19 protein-coding genes and 1 other annotated feature are annotated in these 23,602 nt (G+C 39.0%); of the genes, 2 read left to right on the forward strand and 17 right to left on the reverse strand.

Translation table 11 applies throughout. The features are described 5' to 3' along the window. Positions 1-67 precede the first annotated feature (67 nt). The 6 genes from radC to M3196_RS04440 form a co-directional block, all read right to left on the reverse strand. A complete protein-coding gene (gene radC, locus M3196_RS04415) occupies positions 68-739 on the reverse strand; it encodes a RadC family protein (protein WP_251321725.1) in 672 nt (223 codons plus the stop codon). A 44-nt stretch (positions 740-783) separates the two neighbouring features. Then, complete coding sequence (locus M3196_RS04420) at positions 784-1,365, reverse strand: Maf family protein (protein WP_251321016.1); 582 nt, start codon at positions 1,363-1,365, stop codon at positions 784-786. A gap of 262 nt (positions 1,366-1,627) precedes the next feature. Continuing rightward, the gene (locus tag M3196_RS04425) at positions 1,628-2,626 is read right to left on the reverse strand and encodes a hypothetical protein (RefSeq protein WP_251321017.1); all 999 of its coding nucleotides are present in this window, start codon (positions 2,624-2,626) and stop codon (positions 1,628-1,630) included. 110 nt (positions 2,627-2,736) lie between these two features. After that, the gene (locus tag M3196_RS04430; RefSeq protein ID WP_251321018.1) at positions 2,737-4,458 is read right to left on the reverse strand and encodes a GGDEF domain-containing protein; all 1,722 of its coding nucleotides are present in this window, start codon (positions 4,456-4,458) and stop codon (positions 2,737-2,739) included. Between the two features lie 108 nt (positions 4,459-4,566). After that, positions 4,567-5,862, reverse strand: a complete 1,296-nt coding sequence (locus tag M3196_RS04435) for a bifunctional folylpolyglutamate synthase/dihydrofolate synthase (RefSeq protein ID WP_251321019.1) — start codon at positions 5,860-5,862, stop codon at positions 4,567-4,569. An 80-nt stretch (positions 5,863-5,942) separates the two neighbouring features. Continuing rightward, positions 5,943-8,591 carry a valine--tRNA ligase gene (locus M3196_RS04440; protein WP_251321020.1) on the reverse strand — a complete coding sequence of 883 codons (2,649 nt, stop codon included), beginning with the start codon at positions 8,589-8,591 and terminating at the stop codon, positions 5,943-5,945. Between the two features lie 46 nt (positions 8,592-8,637). Next, positions 8,638-8,862 (reverse strand) — a binding site (T-box leader). Between the two features lie 167 nt (positions 8,863-9,029). On the opposite strand from M3196_RS04440, the gene M3196_RS04445 reads away from it, so the two are divergent. Then, entirely contained in the window at positions 9,030-9,224 is a 195-nt protein-coding gene (locus tag M3196_RS04445; RefSeq protein ID WP_251321021.1) for a hypothetical protein, read from the forward strand. Positions 9,225-9,458: 234 nt separating this feature from the next. On the opposite strand, the gene ysxE is transcribed toward M3196_RS04445, so the two are convergent. The 9 genes from ysxE to hemA all read right to left on the reverse strand — a co-directional run bounded on the left by ysxE (position 9,459) and on the right by hemA (position 19,540). Next, entirely contained in the window at positions 9,459-10,523 is a 1,065-nt protein-coding gene (gene ysxE / locus M3196_RS04450; protein WP_251321022.1) for a spore coat protein YsxE, read from the reverse strand. Next, positions 10,520-11,431, reverse strand: coding sequence for a hypothetical protein (locus M3196_RS04455; protein WP_251321023.1), 912 nt, complete (start codon positions 11,429-11,431; stop codon positions 10,520-10,522). The genes ysxE and M3196_RS04455 overlap by 4 nt, the downstream gene beginning before the upstream one ends. A 14-nt stretch (positions 11,432-11,445) precedes the next feature. Then, positions 11,446-13,209 carry a LysM peptidoglycan-binding domain-containing protein gene (locus M3196_RS04460; RefSeq protein WP_251321024.1) on the reverse strand — a complete coding sequence of 588 codons (1,764 nt, stop codon included), beginning with the start codon at positions 13,207-13,209 and terminating at the stop codon, positions 11,446-11,448. A gap of 121 nt (positions 13,210-13,330) precedes the next feature. Beyond that, positions 13,331-14,617, reverse strand: coding sequence for a glutamate-1-semialdehyde 2,1-aminomutase (gene hemL, locus M3196_RS04465; protein ID WP_251321025.1), 1,287 nt, complete (start codon positions 14,615-14,617; stop codon positions 13,331-13,333). 17 nt (positions 14,618-14,634) lie between these two features. Beyond that, the gene (hemB, locus tag M3196_RS04470) at positions 14,635-15,612 is read right to left on the reverse strand and encodes a porphobilinogen synthase (RefSeq protein ID WP_251321026.1); all 978 of its coding nucleotides are present in this window, start codon (positions 15,610-15,612) and stop codon (positions 14,635-14,637) included. A 1-nt stretch (position 15,613) separates the two neighbouring features. Next, positions 15,614-16,366, reverse strand: coding sequence for a uroporphyrinogen-III synthase (locus M3196_RS04475; RefSeq protein WP_251321027.1), 753 nt, complete (start codon positions 16,364-16,366; stop codon positions 15,614-15,616). Beyond that, positions 16,366-17,295, reverse strand: coding sequence for a hydroxymethylbilane synthase (gene hemC / locus M3196_RS04480; RefSeq protein ID WP_251321028.1), 930 nt, complete (start codon positions 17,293-17,295; stop codon positions 16,366-16,368). The genes M3196_RS04475 and hemC overlap by 1 nt, the downstream gene beginning before the upstream one ends. A 20-nt stretch (positions 17,296-17,315) precedes the next feature. After that, positions 17,316-18,134 (reverse strand): cytochrome C assembly family protein, encoded by an 819-nt coding sequence (locus tag M3196_RS04485; RefSeq protein ID WP_251321029.1) that lies wholly within the window; start codon positions 18,132-18,134, stop codon positions 17,316-17,318. A 38-nt stretch (positions 18,135-18,172) separates the two neighbouring features. Continuing rightward, positions 18,173-19,540 carry a glutamyl-tRNA reductase gene (hemA, locus tag M3196_RS04490; RefSeq protein ID WP_251321030.1) on the reverse strand — a complete coding sequence of 456 codons (1,368 nt, stop codon included), beginning with the start codon at positions 19,538-19,540 and terminating at the stop codon, positions 18,173-18,175. 231 nt (positions 19,541-19,771) lie between these two features. Between hemA and M3196_RS04495 the strand changes: the two genes are divergently transcribed. Next, entirely contained in the window at positions 19,772-20,245 is a 474-nt protein-coding gene (locus tag M3196_RS04495; RefSeq protein ID WP_251321031.1) for a hypothetical protein, read from the forward strand. A 338-nt stretch (positions 20,246-20,583) separates the two neighbouring features. Here the strand turns inward: M3196_RS04495 and yihA are convergent, their stop codons facing one another. Both yihA and lon read right to left on the reverse strand, forming a co-directional pair. Continuing rightward, positions 20,584-21,171, reverse strand: coding sequence for a ribosome biogenesis GTP-binding protein YihA/YsxC (gene yihA / locus M3196_RS04500; protein WP_251321032.1), 588 nt, complete (start codon positions 21,169-21,171; stop codon positions 20,584-20,586). Then, complete coding sequence (gene lon, locus M3196_RS04505) at positions 21,168-23,486, reverse strand: endopeptidase La (protein WP_251321033.1); 2,319 nt, start codon at positions 23,484-23,486, stop codon at positions 21,168-21,170. Before lon ends, yihA begins: the two co-directional genes overlap by 4 nt. Positions 23,487-23,602: the final 116 nt, after the last annotated feature.

Below are 23,602 nucleotides of genomic sequence, written 5' to 3' on the forward strand. Positions count from 1 at the left end.
TAAACTCCTTTCATCAAGCAAAACTCATACGTTTGATTATACGCTATAAAAGATTCAAAAGACAATGTTAAACATATCCTTTTTCTTTTAAACTTACGTATTTTTGATCACCAATAATAATGTGATCCAGCACTTCAATTCCAAGCATCTTTCCACACTCTACTAACCTTTTAGTAACTTCAATATCTTCCCTGCTGGGAGCCGGGTCCCCACTCGGATGATTGTGAAAGCATATGATAGAAGCACTTGATCGTTTCAAACCTTCTTTGAATACTTCCCTTGGATGAACGATTGATGTATTCAGACTTCCGATAAAAACTGTCTTTTTATGCAGCACTTGGTTTTTAGTGTTCAGATAGAGACAGACAAAATGTTCCTGATGCAAAAAACGCAGTTCATCCATCAAATATCTTGCTCCATCCTCCGGAGACCGGATCGTATACCTTTCTTCAAATTGAAGACGGCTGATCCTTTTGCCAATTTCGATTGCCGCAAGGAGTTCCACCGCTTTGGCAGGTCCGATACCATTAATTTCTTTCAATTCACCAATCGTTGCATCTTTTAAATGTCTTAAACCTTCAAAATGCTGAATGATATGGTGTGAAAGTTGTATAGCAGACATCTGCTTTGTCCCTGTACGCAAAAGTATAGCTAACAATTCATAGTTGGAGAGGGAATCAGGGCCATCTTGCAACAGCCTTTCCCTGGGTCTTTCCTGCAATGGAAAATCTTTAATCATAAGCGGTTTTATTGCCACTTACGTTCCTCCCTCGATTTTTCAGTCTATCTGACTGACCCGGTGAAAGAAAATCCGAAATCCATGAGTGTTCTAGCTACTTTTGATACTGGTAAACCTACTACACTAAAGTAATCTCCATGAATTTTTTCTACGAGTAAAGAACCTGAACCTTGAATACCATAACTTCCTGCTTTGTCAAAAGGCTCACCTGTGCTGATATACCAGGTAATCGTTTCCTCTTCAAGCGGATAAAAAGTCACGCTCGTTTTAACCGAGAATATACGTTTTTTTTCTTTATCCATAATACACACACCTGTGTATACATCATGAGTTTGACCGGACAGCATCCTTAGCGTTTCAGCTGCTTCCTGTTCATTTTGAGGTTTCCCAAGACGCATATCTTTGAAAGCGACGATTGTATCTGCACCGAGAATAACGTCATTTGGATTATATGTAAGAACGTCAGCAGCTTTTTGTTCAGCTAGTGACTCCACCAATTGACCAGGAGTAAGAGTGATATCCATTTTTTCTTCAATGGTACTTGGGTATGTTTCAAATGGAAGAAGCGTTAATGACAGAAGTTCATTTCTCCGAGGTGAAGAAGAGGCTAAAATGAGGCGTTTCATGTAATCACCTTTCATCTAGTTCGTTGATGTTAATTATGTACAGTTTTACAATAACAAACTTGTAAAAAATAGACAAACGATGTCAAAAACTCACTTCTATTAGTTTTTCGGCAAATCCCTTATTTTTATGTGGGCAAATGCAAAGATTCATAGACGATTTTTGACAAATTTCCCGAAAGATTATTAAATCACTTATGTTTATGTTTTATTAAAATTATAAAAGCAGAGAAAGGGGAGGTTTCTCTGCCTGCTAAAGAATTTTCTATTTTAGTGTTTCTAGCAACTTGTTATATGATTGAAGACTGTCCATCGCTTTTTGTTGAAATGCCCAGTTCAGCTCACCTTTTTTTGTATCCTTTAATGCAAGAAAGGCACCTTCAAGCTGTTTTTCAAAATCAGATGCAGAATTAGCGGTTTTTTCTTTCCAATTTTCCTTTTGTTTCTTACCGTATTCCTTCCATTTATTGAAATCTGTTAATGTTTGATCAAGTCCAGAATCTTTGGTTCCTGGCATTTGGGAAAGAGTTAAGACATTCTGCAGTAGAATCTTGCCATTTGTAAAATAAGTTTCATCTAGATTGCTTGGAGTATTTAATCCTTCATATGAAAAGGAAAGTGTTTTCACAAGAGGTTTTTCCATTTCCTTTTGGTAGCTTTCAGCATAGCTGTTTAATTGATGTTTTTCATTTGCTATACCTACGATCACAGCAAATTTTTTATCATCTGCAGCTAATATTGCTGCTGAAAAACCTTTTTCTTCAATTGTTTTTACAGCATCTTTTGCTCTTTCTTCAGATGAAAAAACCCCAGCCTGCAGGGCTGAAAAATCCAGTTTAATTGGAGGTAATGCGGCAAGCTTGCCGGCTGACGGAGATTCTTCTTTTTGAACCGGCGCACTATCTGCTTGTTGGTTTCCGGCTTCTGTAACGTCAGTTGAAAAAACCATTAAAACAAGGAGACCTAAAACCGTTCCTGTGACTACAGCCGCCATAATCGCTGCCACGATTTGCTTTGGCAGCGCCCTACTTTTTTTAGGTAGATAAAAGCTTGTCCTTTTTTTAGAAAACAAACTTATTTTCTTTCTTTTAAAAGCAAGCTCATTCTTCTTTAATGGTTCCGCCAACAAAATAAAATTCTGCTCATTTCCCGCTTCCATTGACGCTGCTACTTCTTTATTAGCATGGCCAGGTTCAACTTTTTGTTTACCTTCTCTATATTTAGGTTCTTTGCCATTTATTAAAATTGAAATATCCTGTTTCATATCATCCGCTCCTCTCTAGCATCTACTAAATCATATGCAGATTCTCATTTAATAGAACTGGAATTGAGGGCTAAAAAAGACCTCGGATATCTCATCCAAAGTCTTTTTATTCATCCAATATATGCTGCCACTTTATTACGGCCTTTCTGTTTCGCACCCGTATACATTGCTCTATCTGCGTTTCTTACAAGTGTTAAAGGATCTTCCCCTTGAAGAGGAGCCGTTGCAACCCCTATACTCGCGGTTATGAATATTTTATGTTTACACTGATCGGTTAGATCGTTATGTATTTCAAAACCATTATCAGAAATGACAGATCGGAGCTGTTCAGCAATATCCAAACATTTCTTTTGACCAGCTTCCGGAAGAAGAATAATAAATTCTTCACCGCCATACCGCGCAACAGTTCCGCGGCCTCCAATAAATGACTCAAGTCTTCTGGCAAGAAGTATAAGTACATCATTGCCGCTTTGATGACCATAAGAATCATTTACAGCTTTAAAATGATCAATATCCAGCAAAATGACGGAGAATTGCTTCCGGAAGTATTCGTAATTATTGTACATACTAGTCAAAAGATCTTCAAAGTAACGGTAGTTATACAACCCTGTCAGCGGACACTGCTCACTTTTAAGCTTTGTGGATTCATAGTTTCTGGCATTATCGATGGCTACCGCTAAATAGTTGGCTAAGATCTCTAATATAATGAGATGATGCTTTTGATATGCGTGCTTTTCTTTTGAAGCAAATGTGATGATCCCGACAATTTTCTGATTACGAATCATAGGAACGGCTACAACGGACTCAGCTTTACTTTGAAAAAAGGTCTCTGATATGTCCCGCCACGCTTTTAATTTGCTGAATCTAATACTCTTTCCAGTAGACCATACTCTGCCACTGATCGCTTCATGCTTTTTAATAGGAACAGAAGTCAGTATACCTTCTTCACTTTCATATTTCCTAATAATTTTCAAATGTTCACCTGCATCAGCGTCATATATAAAGGCAAAGTCAACCGGCATAAAAGCAACAAGTTTTTCTATAAAGACATCTAAGATATGATGAACTTTTAAATGCTCTGAAAGCTGCTGACCAATTTCACTTGCTTTTTGTAAAGAATCGTTAATATGTTCACTAGAATGATAGAGGTTAATAATAATGGACAGTGATAAAAATGGAAGCCCTACATAAAAGATAGCAGGCTGTCCCAATTGTGAATATAAAACATAAAGCATTAGTCCAACAGGGATTGCCAGTACTTCTGACACTAAATCCCATAATGCATCCCGCTCGATAAAAGGAATGTCTTCTTCGTATAGGACAGTAATTATAAAATACAGACCTACATGATTCAATATTAATCCTGTAAACACATACCCCAGTATAGGGATTAGATTGACGGATTCATTTATATCAAAAGCTCCTGTTTCTCCTCCGAGAAAATAAAAAATAGCGGCTTCAAAGATAATGATCCAGGAGAACATGAGGGTGTTGGCCATGTATCTGTAATATTCTTTAAATACGTTTGCTTTAATAGAGATAAACATAGTTATCAAAGATAATAGAGTCATATATAAAGCAACTGTAAGCCCGTAGTATAGAAAGACAGCTAAATTAATACCAGACATAAAAGATATATTCCGGTCCAGAACTCTAATAGGAAATAAAGAGACGATAATAGCCAAGAGTGAAATGATTCCCAGATCGATAAAATTGAGATCGGGCTGATTTTTTGTCATTTGAACGGCAGTCCAAATAGCAAGGGGAAATAATATCACCCATGCCGCCACGAGAGAAACACGCTTTTTCTTACTATTCATCCGTGTATCCATCAGCTCGTCTCCTTTCCACCTGTAATATTTCTTATACACATCTTTTTTACTAGTACAATTCTATTATCTTTCTTATTTTATCAAAAGTTCTAAAAATTACAATAAATGTTATTCTGATTTTTGAAATGTTTTTCTGACTTCTGAAATAAAGTAAAGTGAGCCTGTAATAACAAGTACATCATCTGATTTCAATCTGTTTTTTATTTCATTTAGCGCTTTGTCCCAAGGAGAAATTGAAAAGGATTTTTCAAATGGACTTTCATCCAGCAGCTGTTCTGCTGAAGCCGCTCGCGGAAAATCAAAGCTAGTGAAATATGCCTCATCGACTGTCGGCTCTAGTTCTTTCATCATATTTCCGTATGCTTTATCATGCAGCGCTGCGAATAATAAATATATTCTTCTGCCCCTATAATGCTGTTCGATCGTTTGTTTAAGAGCTTGAACACCTTGAAGGTTATGTGCACCGTCTAGGATTATATCGGGTAAAGAAGAAACTTTTTCAAATCTTCCGGCCCAATGTGCACGAAATAATCCTGACCTTACTTTTTCAGGTTCGATTATGTATAAACCCCTTTCTCTTATATAATCGACAGCAGCTAAAGCGAGTGCTGCATTCTTTATTTGATGCTGGCCTTTCATAGATATTTGAGCTCTGACAGTAATGCTGTTAAATCCTTTAAAATAAAATGATTCTCCAGAATATGTACTCTCTTTATGCTGGACAGAAAAGTTTCTTCCAAGAAGATAAGTTTTGGAGTTCATCGCTTTAGCTCTTTCCTCTATTACCCTTATCGCTTCTTGTTGTTCCACTGTTGAAATAAGTGGAATCCCCTTTTTTATGATTCCTGCTTTTTGGAAGGCAATTTCTTCGAGTGTATCTCCTAAGATCCCCATATGATCATAGCCAATATTAGTAATAAGACTTAAAAAGGGTGTGATCACATTCGTTGAATCAAATAGCCCGCCTAATCCAGTTTCATAAATAACAAGGTCTGGCTTCTTGTCTGCAAAATACAGCAGAGATATAACAGTGATCACCTCAAACTCTGTCGGACTTCCTAATTCTGATTGAGAAAGATCATCTACTAATGGCTTAAGCATTTTAGCATAATAGAGAAGCTCATCATTTTTAATAGGTTTTCCGTTAATCGAAACTCTCTCATTAAAAGTAATAAGGTAAGGGGAAGTAAAAGTACCTACACTATATCCCCCTTCGTTAAAAATACTCCGGAGATATTCAACGGTAGAGCCTTTTCCATTCGTTCCAGCAATGTGTATGCATTTAATCTTTTCTTCGGGATTGCCATTTCTTTTTAAAAGCCATTCCACCCTTTTTAACCCTGGTTTTATACCAAACTTTAATAAACTATGGATCCATGCTAATGCTTCTTCATAAGAATTCAAATTAAAGCCCGCCTTTCATAACGTAAAAAGAAGGCGAATCCTGCATAAAAAGGATCCGCCTCGTAATCGTAATACTGCTGTTAGCTTTGAAGCTCTTTAATACGTGCCTGAACGTTATCATACTTTTCTTGATAATCACTTTCTTTTGCACGTTCTTCAGCAATAACCTTCTCAGGTGCTTTTTTCATGAAACCTTCATTGCTTAATTTTTTCTGTACACGCTCAACTTCTTTAGCGTATTTTTCTGCTTCTTTTTCAAGACGCTTAATCTCTTCATCAATATTCAGCAATCCTTCAAGAGGGAGATACATTTCAAGTCCTGTTAAAACCGTGCTCATGCTTTTTTCTGGTGCAGAAATCTCATCAGAAATCACAAGCTCACTTGGGTTGCAGAAACGGACTAAATAATGACGGTTATTATCTAAAGCTGAAAGAATTTCTTTGTTTTTCGGTTTAATCTGCAGTTCGATCGGCTTACTAGGAGCTACATTCATTTCTGAGCGGATGTTACGAACAGATCGGATTACTTCGGTAACAAGTGCGAATTCTTTTGCTGCCTCAGGGAAATGAAGATCTTCCTGCTTTACAGGCCAAGATGAAACTGTGATGGACTCACCTTCATGCGGAAGGTGCTGCCAGATTTCTTCTGTAATAAACGGCATAAACGGATGCAGCAATCGCAATGTTTGATCCAGAACATAAGCTAATACAGAACGAGTTGTTTTCTTTGCTTCTTCATCTTCACCGTATAAAGGAAGCTTCGCCATCTCAATATACCAGTCACAAAGATCGTCCCAGATAAAGTTGTACAGAAGACGGCCTACTTCTCCAAACTCATAAGCATCGATTAGTCTTGTGATATCTTCAGCAGTTTCGTTTAAACGTGTTAAAATCCATTGGTCTGCAAGTGATTTTTTGCCTGTCAGGTCAATCTCATCATATTTCATGCCATCCATGTTCATTAAAGCAAATCGGGATGCATTCCAGATCTTATTGGCAAAGTTCCAAGTAGATTCAACTTTTTCCCAGTAGAAACGCAAGTCGTTACCTGGAGAACTTCCGGTTGTTAAAAAGAATCTTAGTGCGTCTGCACCATATTTTTCAATAACATCCATCGGATCTACACCATTTCCGAGAGACTTACTCATCTTACGCCCTTCAGAATCACGAACAAGTCCATGGATCAAAACATCATTAAACGGCTTTTGATCTGTGAATTCCAATGATTGAAAAATCATTCTTGAAACCCAGAATGAAATAATATCATATCCCGTTACAAGCACATTTCCAGGGAAGTAGCGTTTTAAATCAGCTGATTCTTCATCCGGCCAGCCCATTGTAGAAAACGGCCAAAGAGCTGAAGAGAACCACGTATCAAGAACATCTGTATCCTGCTCCCAATTTTCAGGGTCTTTAGGTTCTGATTTCCCAACATAGATTTCACCTGTTTCCTTATGGAACCACGCAGGAATCCGGTGTCCCCACCAAAGCTGACGTGAAATACACCAGTCGCGGATATTCTCTATCCAGCGCATATAAGTGTTTTCAAAACGATCAGGTACAAAGTTAACTTTATTATCACTGTGTTGAAGCTTGATTGCTTCTTCAGCAAGTGGCTTCATTTTTACGAACCATTGTGTGGATAAGTATGGCTCAACTACTGCCCCGCTTCTTTCAGAATGACCTACAGCATGCATGTGCTCTTCAATTTTAAAGAGAACGCCTTGTTCCTCAAGATCTTTTACGATTTGTTTTCGGCATTCAAAACGATCCATACCTTGGTACTTTCCGGCATTATCGTTCATCTTGCCGCCTTCATCCATTACAAGGATACGTTCAAGGTTATGTCTGTTTCCGATTTCAAAGTCATTCGGATCATGAGCAGGTGTGATTTTTACTGCACCTGAACCAAATTCCATATCTACATAATCATCGCCTACGATTTCAATCTCACGCCCAACAATCGGCAGTATTGCTTTTTTGCCGATAAGATGCTTATAACGCTCATCTTTCGGATGGACCGCAATTGCTGTATCCCCGAGCATTGTTTCTGGACGGGTTGTCGCTACTTCAATATGCCCGGAGCCATCAGCAAGCGGATATTTCATATGATAGAACGCGCCTTGAACATCTTGGTGGATAACTTCTATATCAGAGAGGGCTGTCTTTGTCTGTGGATCCCAGTTGATAATATATTCACCGCGATAGATCAGTCCTTTTTCATAAAGCGTTACAAAAACTTCTTTGACCGCATCTGAAAGACCTTCATCTAATGTAAAACGTTCACGGGAATAGTCTAATCCGAGGCCAAGTTTAGCCCATTGCTGACGAATAAATTCAGCATATTCCTCTTTCCATTCCCATGATTTTTCTAAAAACTTTTCACGCCCCAGATCATATCGGGAAATCCCCTCTTCCTTAAGCTTTCCTTCAACCTTTGCCTGAGTAGCAATACCAGCATGGTCCATTCCAGGAAGCCATAAAACATCATAGCCCTGCATACGTTTTGTCCGAGTGAGGATATCCTGCAGAGCTGTATCCCAAGCATGGCCTAAATGCAGTTTACCTGTTACATTTGGAGGCGGTATTACAATTGTGTATGGCTCCTTCTCTTTATCACCTTTTGCTTCAAAGAATTTGCCTTTAAGCCAGAAGTCATAACGGTTCTCTTCTGTAGCCTTAGGATCATATTTAGTCGGCATCGTCAGTTCTTTCTGTTCGTTTGTCATCAAGTCTCCTCCTTTATTTCTTAAAAACAAAAAAGCCCTATCGTCTAAAAAGGACGAAAGGACTGTTCCGCGGTACCACCTTAATTTACGGCAAGTCTAAACAAACCTGCTGTACACTTCATCGGTAACGGATGGACCGTCTTCTTCTACCACTGTTCAAAGAAGATGCTCAAGGACGACTTCCAATCAACTTTCCTTAAGGATTCTTTCAGCTGATGAATCCTCTCTCTAAAAGGCGTTGAATTGTACTACTCCCTTTCTACGCAACAATATAGAATCTGTTTATATTTTATACAAGAGTGCTAATTTTAGTCAATAGGATAACCGTATCTTGTAAAAGTTATTCTATGCAAAAATGGGAAATATGGTGAAGCCCGTCTTTCACGTCTTATTTTTTCAAGCATAAGGTATAAAAAAGGGCGAATGGGGGGCTTCTTCTTGTCACGCAGATATTTTAGGAAAGCCCGCTTTCCTGGCTGGCTACTGACTGTAAAAAATGCAATCGGACAATTAACAGTGCCGCTTATCATCTTTCAGCTGATCCGGACTCTGCTATTTCCTTCTGCGGTAGATTTTTTCATTATACTGATCCTTCTCGTATTGCATTTCGGTTTCGCAAACGAACTATTTTAATCAAGCGGGTGAACAGCAGCTGCATAACCGCATGGCGATTGTTTTATAAAGCGTCTACTTATGGTTATATGCTAATTAACATGGGATTCATTCAATTTAACGTATTGTTTACAGTGGACAAATTTACGATTACCGTGGAATTAATAATATTTATATCTAGCTTGGTATAATATTAAAGGCTAATTCCGCCTGCCGAAACTGCCTCTAGCAATCAAAAAGATCACATATATGATGCTATATGTGATCTTCTTCATTATTTATATGAATTTTATTTGGTTCATTTTCTATAGGTGCGGGTGGAGGAGCTTGCATAATAGCATCACAAAATTCACGGATTTTTTTCATCGCTCTTATTCGGCTCTCAAGTCTGTGCACCAACTCGATTTGAGAATATTGATGTTTTTTGCTGCAGTATAAATCCACTGTATTAAACACAGGTTCAGGATAAGATAAATAACTGATTAATAATCCTCGTTCTTCATTTAAAAGCGGTACATGCTTTTCGTATAAATCTAATAATAACTTCCCTTCTTCTATTGCCCAATCTCTCTGATGTGCAGCTCTCCGGAAATAAATGGCCAAATCTCTGACAGGCGTATCAAGCACAGCTTTTTCAAAGTTAAGCAGATGTCCTTCCCCAGAAGGATTAAAAATCAAATGATTCCGGGAAACCTTACCATGGCACAAAACACTTCTGTACCTTTTTTCACGCTGACAAGTATCATACCATTCTTTTAATCTTCTTTTCGCTTCTTCAGTCATTCTCATTATTTGATGAAAATGGCTTAAATACGTCAATTCAAAAGGAGACATATACGTTTTTTGTTCGGATTCCTCTGTAAACCTCTCCATCTCAAACTGTCTGTTTTCCCATCGGTTCATCAGATATTGATAAGAATGTTCGACCACTTCATTAGAGAAATCCTGTTCTTTGATCGTTAACGCATGCACTTTGCCAATGTGGTCAAGAAGTACTTCATCCTTCGCTCTTTCATTTCTTTCATCTGATGCAAACCATGGCATAAGGTAATAAGTTTTCGGTCCTAGCTGTACGGTATAGTCACCAAACTTTGTAGGATACAATGGAACAACTTGATGGAAACCAATCTCTGAAAGTCTTTGAATGACATGTGTAAACCAGCTTCGTTCATCTTCGTTCATCTCTGCTTCTTTAAGTGCAAAAGTACCCCTTTTCGTTATGACCTTCTTTACTTTTCCATGACGTTCAAGCTTTTCAGGAAAAAGATCATAGTGAAAAAGGACGGGCCCGTAATTCAATGTTTCTTTTTCCGTTGTCATAGGGCCACCTTCCTTCTTTTTTCATCAAACCACTCCGTTACCGTTTTAAGTAATAAGCGGTTCGCATTCCAAATGCTTTCATACTTGTTCATTCCTTCTACCATCTTCTCTAAATTGCTGTTATCTAACTGGTTAAGACATTCAATCAATTCCCATGGTAGTGTGATCTCAGCTAATAATAACAATCCTTGATCACTGTTTAGGGGGAAGATCTTATCAATTTCAGTCAGGAGCATCTTTAGAGATAATGGAGAATTCTGTTTCAGCCATTCGAATAAGAAATTCCGTATAGGCAAATAACCTTTTACCGGCCAGGTATCACCACCTTGATAAAATAAAAAGTGAAAGATCCTTTTTCCGTTTGAAATGCTTATTTCATTTTCTAAGAGCGGAATAACCGATTTTTTAACTTTTTTCTTTAATGCTTCCGCATATTGAAGCCGTTTTTCAGCTTCATAAATACTTTTATTTAAAATGTCAAAATCGCCTTCCAAGTATTTTCTGGACACTTCCATGCAGTGTTGAAAATCGAATACAGGTTTATCAACTCTTAAGTCTTTCTCCATGTTTTTGTGAATTGAAGCCTCTAACAGCTGACCAATAAATTGCCCCCACTTCTCTACTTCTTCACATCCAAAGGGTGTATCTGCGTAATCATGGAGCGTGACCCAGTACTTGCCGTCAAACACGGCAACTTTTCCATCTCTTGTTCGGATCATTCTGTCAGGCACGGCGCCAGAGCCTTTTGAAGACTCATCGCGCCATTTAACATGCCATTTTAATTTACTTTCATCTGTCCAATACCGTAATTGTTTCTCTCCAAAATCTGTCAGGATAATATGAGGCTCTTGTTTCCATCTCACCCCATATAAGTCATACTCATTCTCTAAGAGGTTAATAAGCCCCATGGCAGCACCTCATTTTAACGTGAACTTACAGGGATATAGATTATTTGCCCTTCAGAAACTTCACCTTGCTGTAATTGATTCATACGCATCAGTGTATTTAACGATATATCATACCTTTCACAAATATGTTCTAATGAGTCTCCGCGCTGAAGAATATACATTCTCATTTTTGAGAATCGTTCTTCTTTTCCAGAAAGCATCTTTGTTAGATATAGCGCATTTTCATCCCTAGGCTCTTCTTCACGTCCTCCCTGAGGCGATTCTTGAACTTCATAACTTTCTGCTTCACTTTCAGCCTCTTTGCTATAGGACTCATGTTCTTCTGCATGATAATTTTGATCGTCATATTCTTGCTCGTCTTGATAGGTTTGTTCACCGTACTCCTCTGCCTCATATGGTCTGTCTCCATACTGAGACTGATATTCTGGATAACTATTTCCTTGAGGAGGGTATGCTTGCTGCTGATAGGAATGGTCTGGATAAGGTCTGTCTTGCTGCTGATAGGATTGATCTGGATAAGGTCTGTCTTGCTGCTGATAGGATTGATCTGGATAAGGTCTGTCTTGCTGCTGATAGGATTGATCCGGATAAGGTCTGTCTTGCTGCTGATAGGATTGATCCGGATAAGGTCTGTCTTGCTGCTGATAGGATTGATCCGGATAAGGTCTGTCTTGCTGCTGATAAGATTGATCCGGATAGGGTCTGTCTTGCTGCTGATAAGATTGATCCGGATAGGGTCTGTCTTGCTGCTGATAGGATTGATCTAGATAAGGTCTGTCTTGCTGCTGATAGGATGGCTGATCTTGATAAGTGTTCTGCTGATCATTATTGGAATCCTGAGTCTGATAATCCTGCTGGGCATATGGCTGTTCATAACTCTCGTATTCAACGTATTCCTGCTCTTGAGCTGGTTCTTCATCATAATCGGACTGCACTTGCGGCTCTTCAGCTTCTGCCAGATACTGCTCTTCAGTTTCCGCTTCCTCATCACTTTGTTCAATGCTTGGATTCCTCATATCATCATTTGAAAAAGCAATAGATTTTAATGAATCAAACGTTGCTTCCATTGTTCGATCATCTGCAGCTTCAAAATAAGGTTTAAATTCATAAGATGTTTTCTTTTCTGGGCGGACTTCGGCTGCTTCCTCTCTGAAACTGTTTTGAAACTCATTCTGTAAAGGCTGAGAAGGAACACCTCCGCTTTGACGTGCTTCAAATTGAAACGGGGTAAAAATCTCTGATCTTTCCTCTTTTTGATCAAACGGTTCTTCAGTGGCTGCAGAACGCACCGTTTCTATTGGTTCTTCGTATGAGTGACTTTCCTGACGCTGCTGCTTTTCATCCTTTATTCCGTAAATACAAATAGATGCTGAGAGTTCAAAGCAAGTCGAATTTGGGAGTTCGTATTCAAAAGATTCTACTTCCACTTTCACCTGATTTGAATCTTCAACACGATATGACGGAATGGTAATATCAACAGGGAAACGATGAACCAGTTCTGTAACCCCGTCCTCTGCAGTATTCAACTGGGTAAGTGATCGATATGAGACACCTTCAGATAAAGGATTCTCATCAAATTTTGACCTTTCGTTATCATCCTGTTTTTCTGCACAATATTTCCCGTTTAAAACAAGAGCTCCCTTGATATAAACCTGCCCGGCTTCCTCACTGATACTGATTTCAGGATTAAGTGACATCGACAAAACTTCAGCTACTTCCTGTCCTTTCTTAAGCCAAACAGACTCCTCAATGGAGAAACGCAGCTTCGATTGACTCATGCCCTTCTCCTCCTTTCAGTTTGCATATAGTTATACAATATAGGTGTATGAGAGAAGAGGACGAAATATGAATGAAATAAAAATAGCGTCCGCTTTTATAAGCGGACGCTCCTCGGATGTATTATTTTAATTGTGAAAATGCTTTTCTAAATGCATGAATCGTCTTGCTGATATCTTCTTCCGTATGGGCAGTTGATAAGAACAAGCCTTCGAATTGTGAAGGAGGAAGAGATATTCCTTCATGAAGCATCGTACGGAAACATGAATTAAAATGATCTAAGTTTGATAACTTAGCTGTTTCATAATTGATGACATCCTCTTTAGTGAAAAAGAAACCAATCATGCTTCCAGCACGGTTTATCGTGTGGTCGATCCCATAATGTTCAGCAGCTTCAGAAATTCCAGAAGCGAGCATGTCACCGAGCTTTTTGAAATATTCATAGCTATCTTTTGTAAGCTGAGAAAGAGTTGCATAACCTGCAGCCATCGCCAGTGGATTACCTGACAAAGTTCCAGCCTGATATATAGGTCCGCTTGGTGCGATCTGCTGCATGATTTCACGTTTTCCGCCATATGCACCTACTGGGAGGCCTCCCCCGATTACTTTACCTAGACATGTAAGATCAGGTGTTACTCCGAAATAACCTTGTGCACATTCATAATCCACACGGAATCCTGTCATTACTTCATCAAAGATTAATAGAGAACCATGCTGTTCCGTCATTTTGCGGACACCCTCAAGGAACCCTTTTTGAGGAGGAACAACTCCCATGTTACCCGCAACAGGCTCGACGATTACACAGGCAATATCTTCTCCAAACTGATCAAATGCAACTTGCAGGCTTTCCAAATCATTGTATGGAACTGTAATCGTATTCTGTGCTATTCCTTCTGGAACTCCTGGTGAATCTGGCAGACCAAGGGTAGCAACACCTGAACCAGCTTTTATCAATAAGGAGTCACCATGTCCATGATAACATCCTTCGAATTTAACAATCTTGCTTCTTCCGGTATATCCCCGAGCAAGGCGAAGTGCACTCATCGTTGCTTCAGTTCCCGAGTTTACCATCCGGACAACTTCTATAGAGGGAACTCTTTCGATTACCAGTTTAGCCAGCTCTGTTTCCATTTCATTTGGAGCACCAAAGCTTGTTCCGCGTTCTGCAGTTTCTTTTAAAGCTCTAACAACAGCTTCATCTGCATGACCTAAGATTAATGGTCCCCAGGATAAAACGTAATCGATATATTCATTTCCGTCTATATCATAAATCTTTGAACCTTTTCCGCGTTCCATAAACACAGGATCCATATTTACTGATTTAAAAGCACGTACAGGACTATTTACGCCGCCAGGCATATACTCCGTTGCTTCTTTAAATGCTGCGATCGATTTTTCAAAGCTTCTCATATTTGCACCCTCCTTTTTTACTCACTCTCACCATTTAGCCATTTTGCCGCATCTTTAGCAAAATACGTAATAATTAAGTCTGCTCCTGCTCTCTTCATCGAAATTAATTTTTCAAGAACAATACTTTTTTCATCCACCCAGCCATTAAGAGCTGCTGCTTTAATCATGGAGTATTCACCGCTTACATTATAAGCAACAAGCGGAAGAGTATATCTATCTTTTAGTTCCCGGATTATATCTAAATATGAAAGAGCCGGTTTTACCATTAGGAAGTCTGCACCTTCTGCAATGTCTGACTCTGCTTCACGAAGGGCTTCTAAACGGTTTGCCGGATCCATCTGATAGGTTTTTCTGTCACCAAATTGCGGAGTACTGTGAGCAGCATCACGGAATGGCCCGTAAAATGATGAAGCATATTTCACAGCGTACGACATAATCGGAATATCCGAAAACCCGGCTTCATCCAAACCTTCTCTGATTGCTGCAACAAAACCATCCATCATGTTTGAAGGCGCAATAATATCAGCTCCTGCGTCTGCTTGAGAAACTGCTGTTTTCGCCAATAATTTAAGTGTTTCGTCGTTAAGTACATAACCGTTTTCAATAACACCGCAATGACCGTGATCTGTAAACTGACATAGACAAGTATCCGCAATCACGGTTAAAGAAGGTGCAATTTCTTTAATTTGACGGATTGCCTTTTGTACAATGCCATTATGATCGTAGGCAGAGCTTCCGCAGTCATCCTTTTCATTCGGTACACCAAAAACAATGACAGACTGGATGCCTAAACTCTCAATCTCTTTAATTTCTTCATTTAATAAGTCCAGTGAAAGATGATAAACTCCTGGCATCGATGGTACTTCTTCTTTAACGTTCTCACCTTCAACAAAAAATAACGGATATATGAAATCTGAAACGTGAAGATGTGTTTCACGAACAAGTGAACGCATAGATGCCGTTTTTCTTAAACGGCGGTGTCTCTGAAAATTCATGTTAGCTTCCTCCTTGAAAATAAGATACAGCACGTTTCACCATGTCCTCAGCTGTAAAGCGTTCTGGCATAAAAACATGTTGAAACCCTTTCTCGATAGCTGCTTGTTTAGTTGTTGGCCCAATACAAAAAGCAGGGGTGTTCATGATCCTGCTGTTTTGGCTGTTTTCATAATGTTTTGTCATAAAATAGACCGCTGATGGGCTTAAATAAAAGAAACAATCTGCTTTATGAACTACGCTCCAATCGAGGTTTTCAGACGGTTTAGTCTCATAAACAACCAGTTCTTCAACATCGGCAATACCTTCTAATTTCTCTTTAATATAAGAAGGAGCAAGATTTCCTTTAGGGAATAATACTTTGTCACCAGAGTTAACCTGCTCTCTCAAAAGCTCAGTAAGTGCTGCAGCATCAAAACGATCAGGAATTAAAACGGAATCGATTCCCCAGCTAATTAAGGCTTGTGCAGTTTTTTCGCCGACTGCAGCAAATTTGTGATTGCTTGGCTTCATTATTTCTTCTTTAAACATCTGAAAGAAATAATCAACACCATTTTTGCTCGTAAATATTATCCAATCAAATTGTGAAAATTCTTTTATAGGTTTTATTCTAGACGTACCTGTAATTGTTACAACCGGAAAAGGGAGCGGGATGCCCCCTTCATTTTTTATTAATGAAAAAAGGGAACTTGATTGCTCTTTAGGCCGGGTAACAAGTATGGTTTTACCTGCTAATGGACCTTCTAGTGCTCTCATTAGATATCAAGATCCTTTTTTACATCATCAAGGATCGTCTTTGCTCCTAGTTCTTTTAATTCTTGAGCAAGTTCAACACCAACTGCTATAGGATCTCGGCCAGTTTTACTTTTCTTTAAAACTGTTTCTCCAGATGGATCCGCTACAAGACCAGTTAACGAAACTTCACTATTGTTCATGGTTGCATACGCTGCGATAGGAACCTGGCATCCGCCTTCTAGGGTATTTAAGAATGATCGTTCTGCTTCAACCGTCGTGAAAGTATAGTCATCATTAAGAGTAGCTAAGAGCTCTTTTACTTCTAAATCATCACTGCGGCATTCAATAGCCAATGAACCTTGCCCAACTGCCGGAAGACAAACATCTGTCTCTAAAAATTCGGTTACAACATCCTTTGACCATCCCATTCTTTCTAAACCCGCTGCAGCAAGAATGATCGCATCAAATTCACCAGATTTAAGCTTTTCCAATCTTGTATCGATATTTCCTCGAATGGACTTGATCGTTAAATCAGGCCGTGTATAGAGAAGCTGGGCAGCTCTTCTTAAAGAACTTGTTCCAACAACAGCACCATCTGGCAATGCGTTTAAAGAGGAATATTTCTCTGAAATTAAAGCGTCTCGCGGATCTACACGTTCAGGTGTACAGGCGATCTCCAACCCCTCAGGCAGTGCTGCCGGCATATCCTTCATACTATGAACAGCTATATCAATCTCTTTATCTAACATAGCCTGCTCAATCTCTTTAACAAACAGCCCTTTTCCGCCTACTTTTGATAATGTAACGTTTAAGATGACATCACCTTTCGTGACAATCTCTTTAACTTCAAACTCAAAAGGAAGGTCTGCCTGCTTTAATTGTTCTATGACCCAGTTTGTCTGTGTAAGGGCAAGCTTGCTTCTTCTTGAACCTACTATAATTTTTCTCATATTAATAATCTCCTGTCTCTTTACTTATACCAAAGGTGGAACTCTGTAAATGTAGAGGCTAAAAAGTAATTTATAAGGACAACAAGGAATGCTGCGGTATTCCAGAGAGCCAATGTTTTGCCTTGCACACCTCTAGCTACTTTCTGATATAAGTAAGTGCTGTAAACCAAAAGAACGATAAACGATGAGATTACTTTCACATCGAGTAGTGTAAAGTTATTTATCTTCCAGAATGCCCATATAACGCCTAGGATTAAACTTAGCAGCAACAGAGGTACACCGATTGTATTTAAACGGAACGAAAGCTTTTCCAGGTAGGAAAGACTTCCAAAACGCTGCAGCCGTTTGTTCCATTTTTTCTTTTTCAGCATACCGTGTTGAATTAAATACATGAATGAAAAGATAAAAGATAACGAGAATGCTCCATACGATATAAATGCCATCGTTATATGAATAATCAATAGTTCTGAGATCAGCTGCTTTTCAATAACCGCACTAGCTTGACCCGTTGGTGCAAATAAATGTATGGAAACGAGCAGAAAACCGAGTACGTTCGTAAAGAATACGAGGAAATCCACTCTAAAAAATCTACTCATTACGACTGAAAACGTAACGAGAATCCAGGCATAAAAAAACAAGCCTTCTGATGGTGTTAAGATTGGAAACCGCCGATCTTCCAGCATCCGTAACACAAAAAAGACCGTTTGCAATACCCAGACAATAGAAAGCAACCAGAAAGCAAATTGATTCGCTTTCCGGTTGTTTTGAAGAAAATCTATAAAATAGCCCGTGATGCTTAATGCATATAAGACGATTGTCAGATCATATATCCAATTCATTTTGCTCACACTCCATGAGCTCGAGGGAAACAAAGATTTTATGTTCTTGCTGTAAAAGGACTGACAGCTTCATTGGATAATGAAGATTTGTCTTCTCTGTTCGCAGCAAATCCTGTTTCCAACTGCTTCTGTTTATCCAAGTATTCTTCCAATGCGAAAATCTCTGTAAATAACTGAAGCTGTTCCTCTGCGTCAGCTTGTCCAGCCATTTCTTTTGCTCTTGTTACAGGGTCCCGCAAAAGTTGGTTTACGATACTTTTCGTATGTTTGCTTAAGATTTTTTTCTCGCGCTCTGTTAAATCAGGAAGCTTCCGTTCAATGCTTTGCATGGTTTCAGCCTGAATCGTTAATGCTTTATCGCGAAGTGCAGAAATCAGCGGCACAACACCAAGCATGGAAATCCATGACTGGAAGGCAACAATTTCTGATTCAATTAAAATCTCGATCTTTTCAGCTTCTTTTTTACGCTCCGCCAGATTGGTTTCTACGATTCCTTCCAGGTCATCAATATCATATAAGAAAACGCTGTCCAAATCATGTAATGCAGGATCTAAATCTCTTGGAACTGCAATATCTACCATGAACAATGGCAGCCCTTTTCTTTTCTTAATTGCAGGTGCAGCCATCTCTTTTGTTATGACAAAATCACTTGCTCCTGTCGAGGAGATAACAATATCTGCTTTCACGAGTAATTGATCTAAGTGTTCAAACGGGTGAGCGATGCCATGAAACTTTTCAGCAACTTCTTTTGCTTTTTCAAACGTACGGTTTATCACTAAAACTTCATTTCCGTCGCTGGCATGAAGATGTTTTGCAGTTAACTCTCCCATTTTTCCTGCACCGACGATTAATATCGTCTTGTTCTGCAGTCCGCCGAAAATTTTCTTTGCAAGCTCAACAGCAGCATAGCTGACAGAAACTGCATTTTCGCCGATATCTGTTTCAGAGTGGCATTTTTTCGCAAAAGTAATCGCCTGTTTCATAAGCTTATTAAAAATGGTTCCCGTAGCTGAAAGTTTCTGCGATTCAAGAAAACTGTCTTTTACCTGGCCAAGGATTTGAGTCTCTCCGATCACCATGGAGTCCAAACCTGCTGCTACCCGGAAAAGATGCTCAACAGCCGCTTCACCGTCTCTTATACTTAAAAATGGAGAAATTTCTTCTTTATCGATATTAAACCAGCTCGCCAAAAACGATTTGATGTAATATCTGCCTGTATGAAGCTGATCCGCAACCGCGTAAATTTCAGTACGGTTACATGTTGAAACGATTACACATTCGAGTATACTTTTTTGCTTACGAAGCAGTGAGATCGCATCAGACATTTCGGCAGGCTGAAACGATACTTTTTCACGTATTTCTACGGGTGCCGTTTTGTAATTAAGTCCTACCACCAATATATGCATGCGCTCACCTCCCTTTATGTATGTTCGTGTTCCTATTATAACATGGTCAAAAATTCAAATTGCCGGTATATTGTGAACAGAATTTAAACGTTTATGCTATGATAGGGTTATTCAATTTTAAGACGATGTAACTGTATTAGGATTTCCTGAATTTCTAAAACTTAGCACCATTAATTAAAATAACAAATTTCGACCAAATTAGCAAAGGTTAAACGCAATAATGGAGGACTTATGAAACAGAGCAAATTCAGCGGTTTTATATTACTGGGTATCGGATTATTTTTTTTCGCAATACGAATGAATTTTGATCTCATCCAGCCTTATTTAACATGGCCAACTCTAATCATCATCATTGGACTCGCTCTACTATTACAAGCAGGTTCCGGAAAGGATTCTGCGAGCATATTCTCCGGTGTCTTTCTTACCGGACTCGGCATCCATTTTCATGCTGTGTCAAAGATTGCTTCTTGGCCGCAGCCATTGCAGATGATCACTCTTTTAACCGGTATTGCTTTTTTGATTCAGTACAAAAAAGCAAAAGAGGGACTCATACCTGGGCTTCTCTTAACGATATTGTCACTATGGTTCATCTTTTTTAACAATAATACCCCTTCTGTACAAAATATATTTGCAAGAGCAGAAAATTTGTGGCCAATCGTTCTGATGATAGTAGGAGCCTATTTCATTTTCTTTAGAAAAAAATAGACTGTTTAGCTGAAAAAGAAGTGGGTGATCTCCTCTTCAGGATGCTCGCTTTCCGCGAGGGGTAAGGTGAGCTTTGGTGGAAGATGGATAAAGAGATTCATATTCAAGGAAGTATGTGTGCTCCTGCGTCTGCAAGCCTATTCTGCCGAAACGGGCTTCCTCGTCGTATGCCTTGCAAGAAGAATAGTCAGGTAGATGGCACGCTGCTCCCGCAGGAGGTTCGCACCTTCCGTTCTAATCAACTTGTCAATGAAGAGTATTCATAAAAGCAAACCTAAAACAACAAGCTTATAGAAAGAAAAAAAATAAAGCAGCGTTCAAAAATGAACGCTGCTTTTTTATTTCGTTAAATAAGAGTTTAAAACACCCCATGCTTCATCTTTTCCATGGCCTGTTTCCGATGAGAAAAGGACGATCTTGTCAGATGGATCCATGTTTAATGTTTCTTTCACGACTTTCTTATGCTTATCCCATTTTCCTTTTGGTATCTTATCGCTTTTAGTAGCCACAACGATAACCGGAAGTTCGTGATGTTTAAGCCAGTCATACATTAAACAATCTTCCTTTGAAGGAGGATGTCTAAGATCAACTAGCTGAACAACAGCTTTTAGCTGTTCCCGCTCAACAAGATATTGTTCGATCATTTTCCCCCAAGCTTCTCTTTCAGTTTTAGAAACTTTTGCGAAACCATATCCTGGTACATCCACAAAATAGAAGCTCTCATTCAAAATATAGAAGTTTAGTGTTTGTGTTTTTCCTGGTTTAGAAGATGTACGCGCTAAATTCTTTCGGTGGATCATTTTATTGATAAAAGAAGATTTTCCTACGTTTGACCGGCCTGCCAGAGCAATTTCCGGGAGATTTCCTTCCGGATACTGTTTTGGCCCTACGGCTGATATGACGATCTCTGCTGTATTTACTTTCACTTTACATCACCTGCTAATGCAACTTTTAACACCTCATCTAAGTGAGAAACAAGAATAAATGAAAGACCCTCTTTTACTGTTTCCGGAATTTCTTCAATATCCTTTTCATTCTCTTTTGGAAGAATGATTGTCTTGATCCCCGCCCGATGTGCGCTTAATGACTTTTCTTTTAAACCGCCTATTGGCAATACACGGCCTCTTAATGTAATTTCACCTGTCATGCCTACATCTCTTTTTACCGGTCTTTTTGTAAGAGCCGAGACTAGGGCTGTAGCTATTGTAATTCCTGCAGATGGCCCGTCTTTTGGAGTGGCACCTTCAGGAACATGAATATGAATATCTGTTTTTTCGTAAAAATCTGGAGCAATACCTAAGTCTTCTACTTTTGTACGAACATAGCTCAGAGCAGCCTGCGCTGATTCTTTCATAACATCGCCCAGTTTACCCGTTAAGATCAGCTTCCCTTTTCCAGGAGATAATGCAACCTCAATGGACAGTGTATCACCGCCTGCCGTTGTGTATGCAAGGCCTGTAGCAGCTCCAATCTGATCTTCAAGTTCTGCCTGACCAAAACGAAAACGCGGCTTGCCAAGGTAATCTTCAAGGTTTTTAGCCGATAAAATTACCTTTTTCTTTTCAGATGAAACAATCTGTTTGGCAGCTTTTCTGCATAATCCGGCAATTTGGCGTTCCAGGTTACGTACTCCCGCTTCACGAGTATAATTTCGGACAAGCTTAAGGATACAATCATCCTTGAACTGAATTTGGCTTTTCTTCAGACCATGTTCTTTCAGCTGCTTTGGAATTAAGTGGTTTTTCGAGATATGAAGTTTTTCTACTTCTGTATATCCTGCAATCGAAATAACTTCCATTCTGTCTAAAAGAGGTCCTGGAATTGTAGAGAGCGTATTTGCGGTCGTTACAAACATGACTTTTGATAAATCATATGGTTCCTCAATATAATGGTCGCTGAACGTACTATTCTGTTCCGGATCTAATACCTCAAGCATCGCAGAAGATGGGTCTCCTCTAAAGTCACTCGACATCTTATCTATTTCATCAAGCAAAAATACAGGATTAACCGTTCCAGCTTTCTTCATGCCCTGAATTAAACGGCCTGGCATTGCACCTACATATGTTCTGCGGTGACCTCTGATCTCGGCTTCATCTCTTACTCCGCCTAAAGAAATTCTAACAAAATTTCTGCCTATTGCACGTGCAATAGAACGTGCTAAAGAAGTTTTACCTACTCCCGGAGGTCCGACTAAACAAAGTATAGGGCCTTTTAAAGAATTTGTGAGTTTTTGAACCGCTAAGTATTCTAAGACACGTTCTTTTACTTTTTCAAGTCCGTAGTGGTCTTCATTTAACACTGTTTCTGCATGAGGAATATCAAGATTATCGATCGTTTCCTGCTTCCACGGCAAGTTAACAAGCCATTCAATATACGTCCGGATTACAGAACTTTCTGCTGAAGAGTTCGGCATTTTTTCATAGCGGTCCAGCTCTTTCTTCGCTAATTCCATAACATGCTCAGGCATATCAGACGCTTCAATTCGCTCTTTTAATGAACTGACTTCACCAATTTTTCCTTCTTTATCGCCCAGTTCCTTCTGAATGGCTTTCATTTGTTCACGCAAATAGTATTCTTTTTGCGTTTTTTCCATCGCCTTTTTTACACGCTGACCAATTTTCTTCTCAAGTCCCAACACTTCTTTTTCGTTATTTAAAAGGGCTAGTAAATGCTCAAGTCTTTCCTTCACATTAAAAATTTCTAAGATTTTTTGCTTTTCTTTAATTTTAAGTGAAAGATGGGAAGAAATAACGTCAGCAAGTCTGCCAGGTTCAGTTATATCCTGTACAGACGCAAGGGTTTCAGGAGTAACTTTTTTAGAGAGATTTATGTATTGTTCGAATTGAGCCAAAACCGCTCTCATTAAAGCTTCTGTTTCAGCTTCTTTTTCCTCTACATCATCTGTCAGTTCTATTTCTACTTCAACGTGTGTCTGTTCATCCATAAAAGATGTGATTTTACCACGCTGAATTCCTTCTACGAGTACCCTGATTGTGCCGTTTGGCAGCTTGAGCATTTGATTAACTTTTGATAAAGTTCCTACATTGTAGATTTCCTCTTTAGCCGGATCTTCGATAGAAACTTCCTTCTGAGTTGAAAGAAAAATCACCTGATCATCAAGCATCACTTTTTCAAGTGCTTGAATGGACTTTTCTCTTCCAACATCCAAATGAAGCACCATTGTCGGATAGACCAACAATCCGCGTAGAGGGAGGAGCGGAAGAACTCGTTTTTCCCCCATTAAAAACACCTCCGAAAACTGCTGTGTAATCATTAATTATATGCATAGTCTTTGTACAATTCTACCGATAATGCTTAACTTTGTCTAATGTTAGCATCCAATAAACTTTAATTAAA

Origin of the sequence: Fictibacillus nanhaiensis, assembly GCF_023715445.1 — a bacterium.
In the GTDB taxonomy this organism is placed as follows: domain Bacteria; phylum Bacillota; class Bacilli; order Bacillales; family Fictibacillaceae; genus Fictibacillus; species Fictibacillus nanhaiensis_D.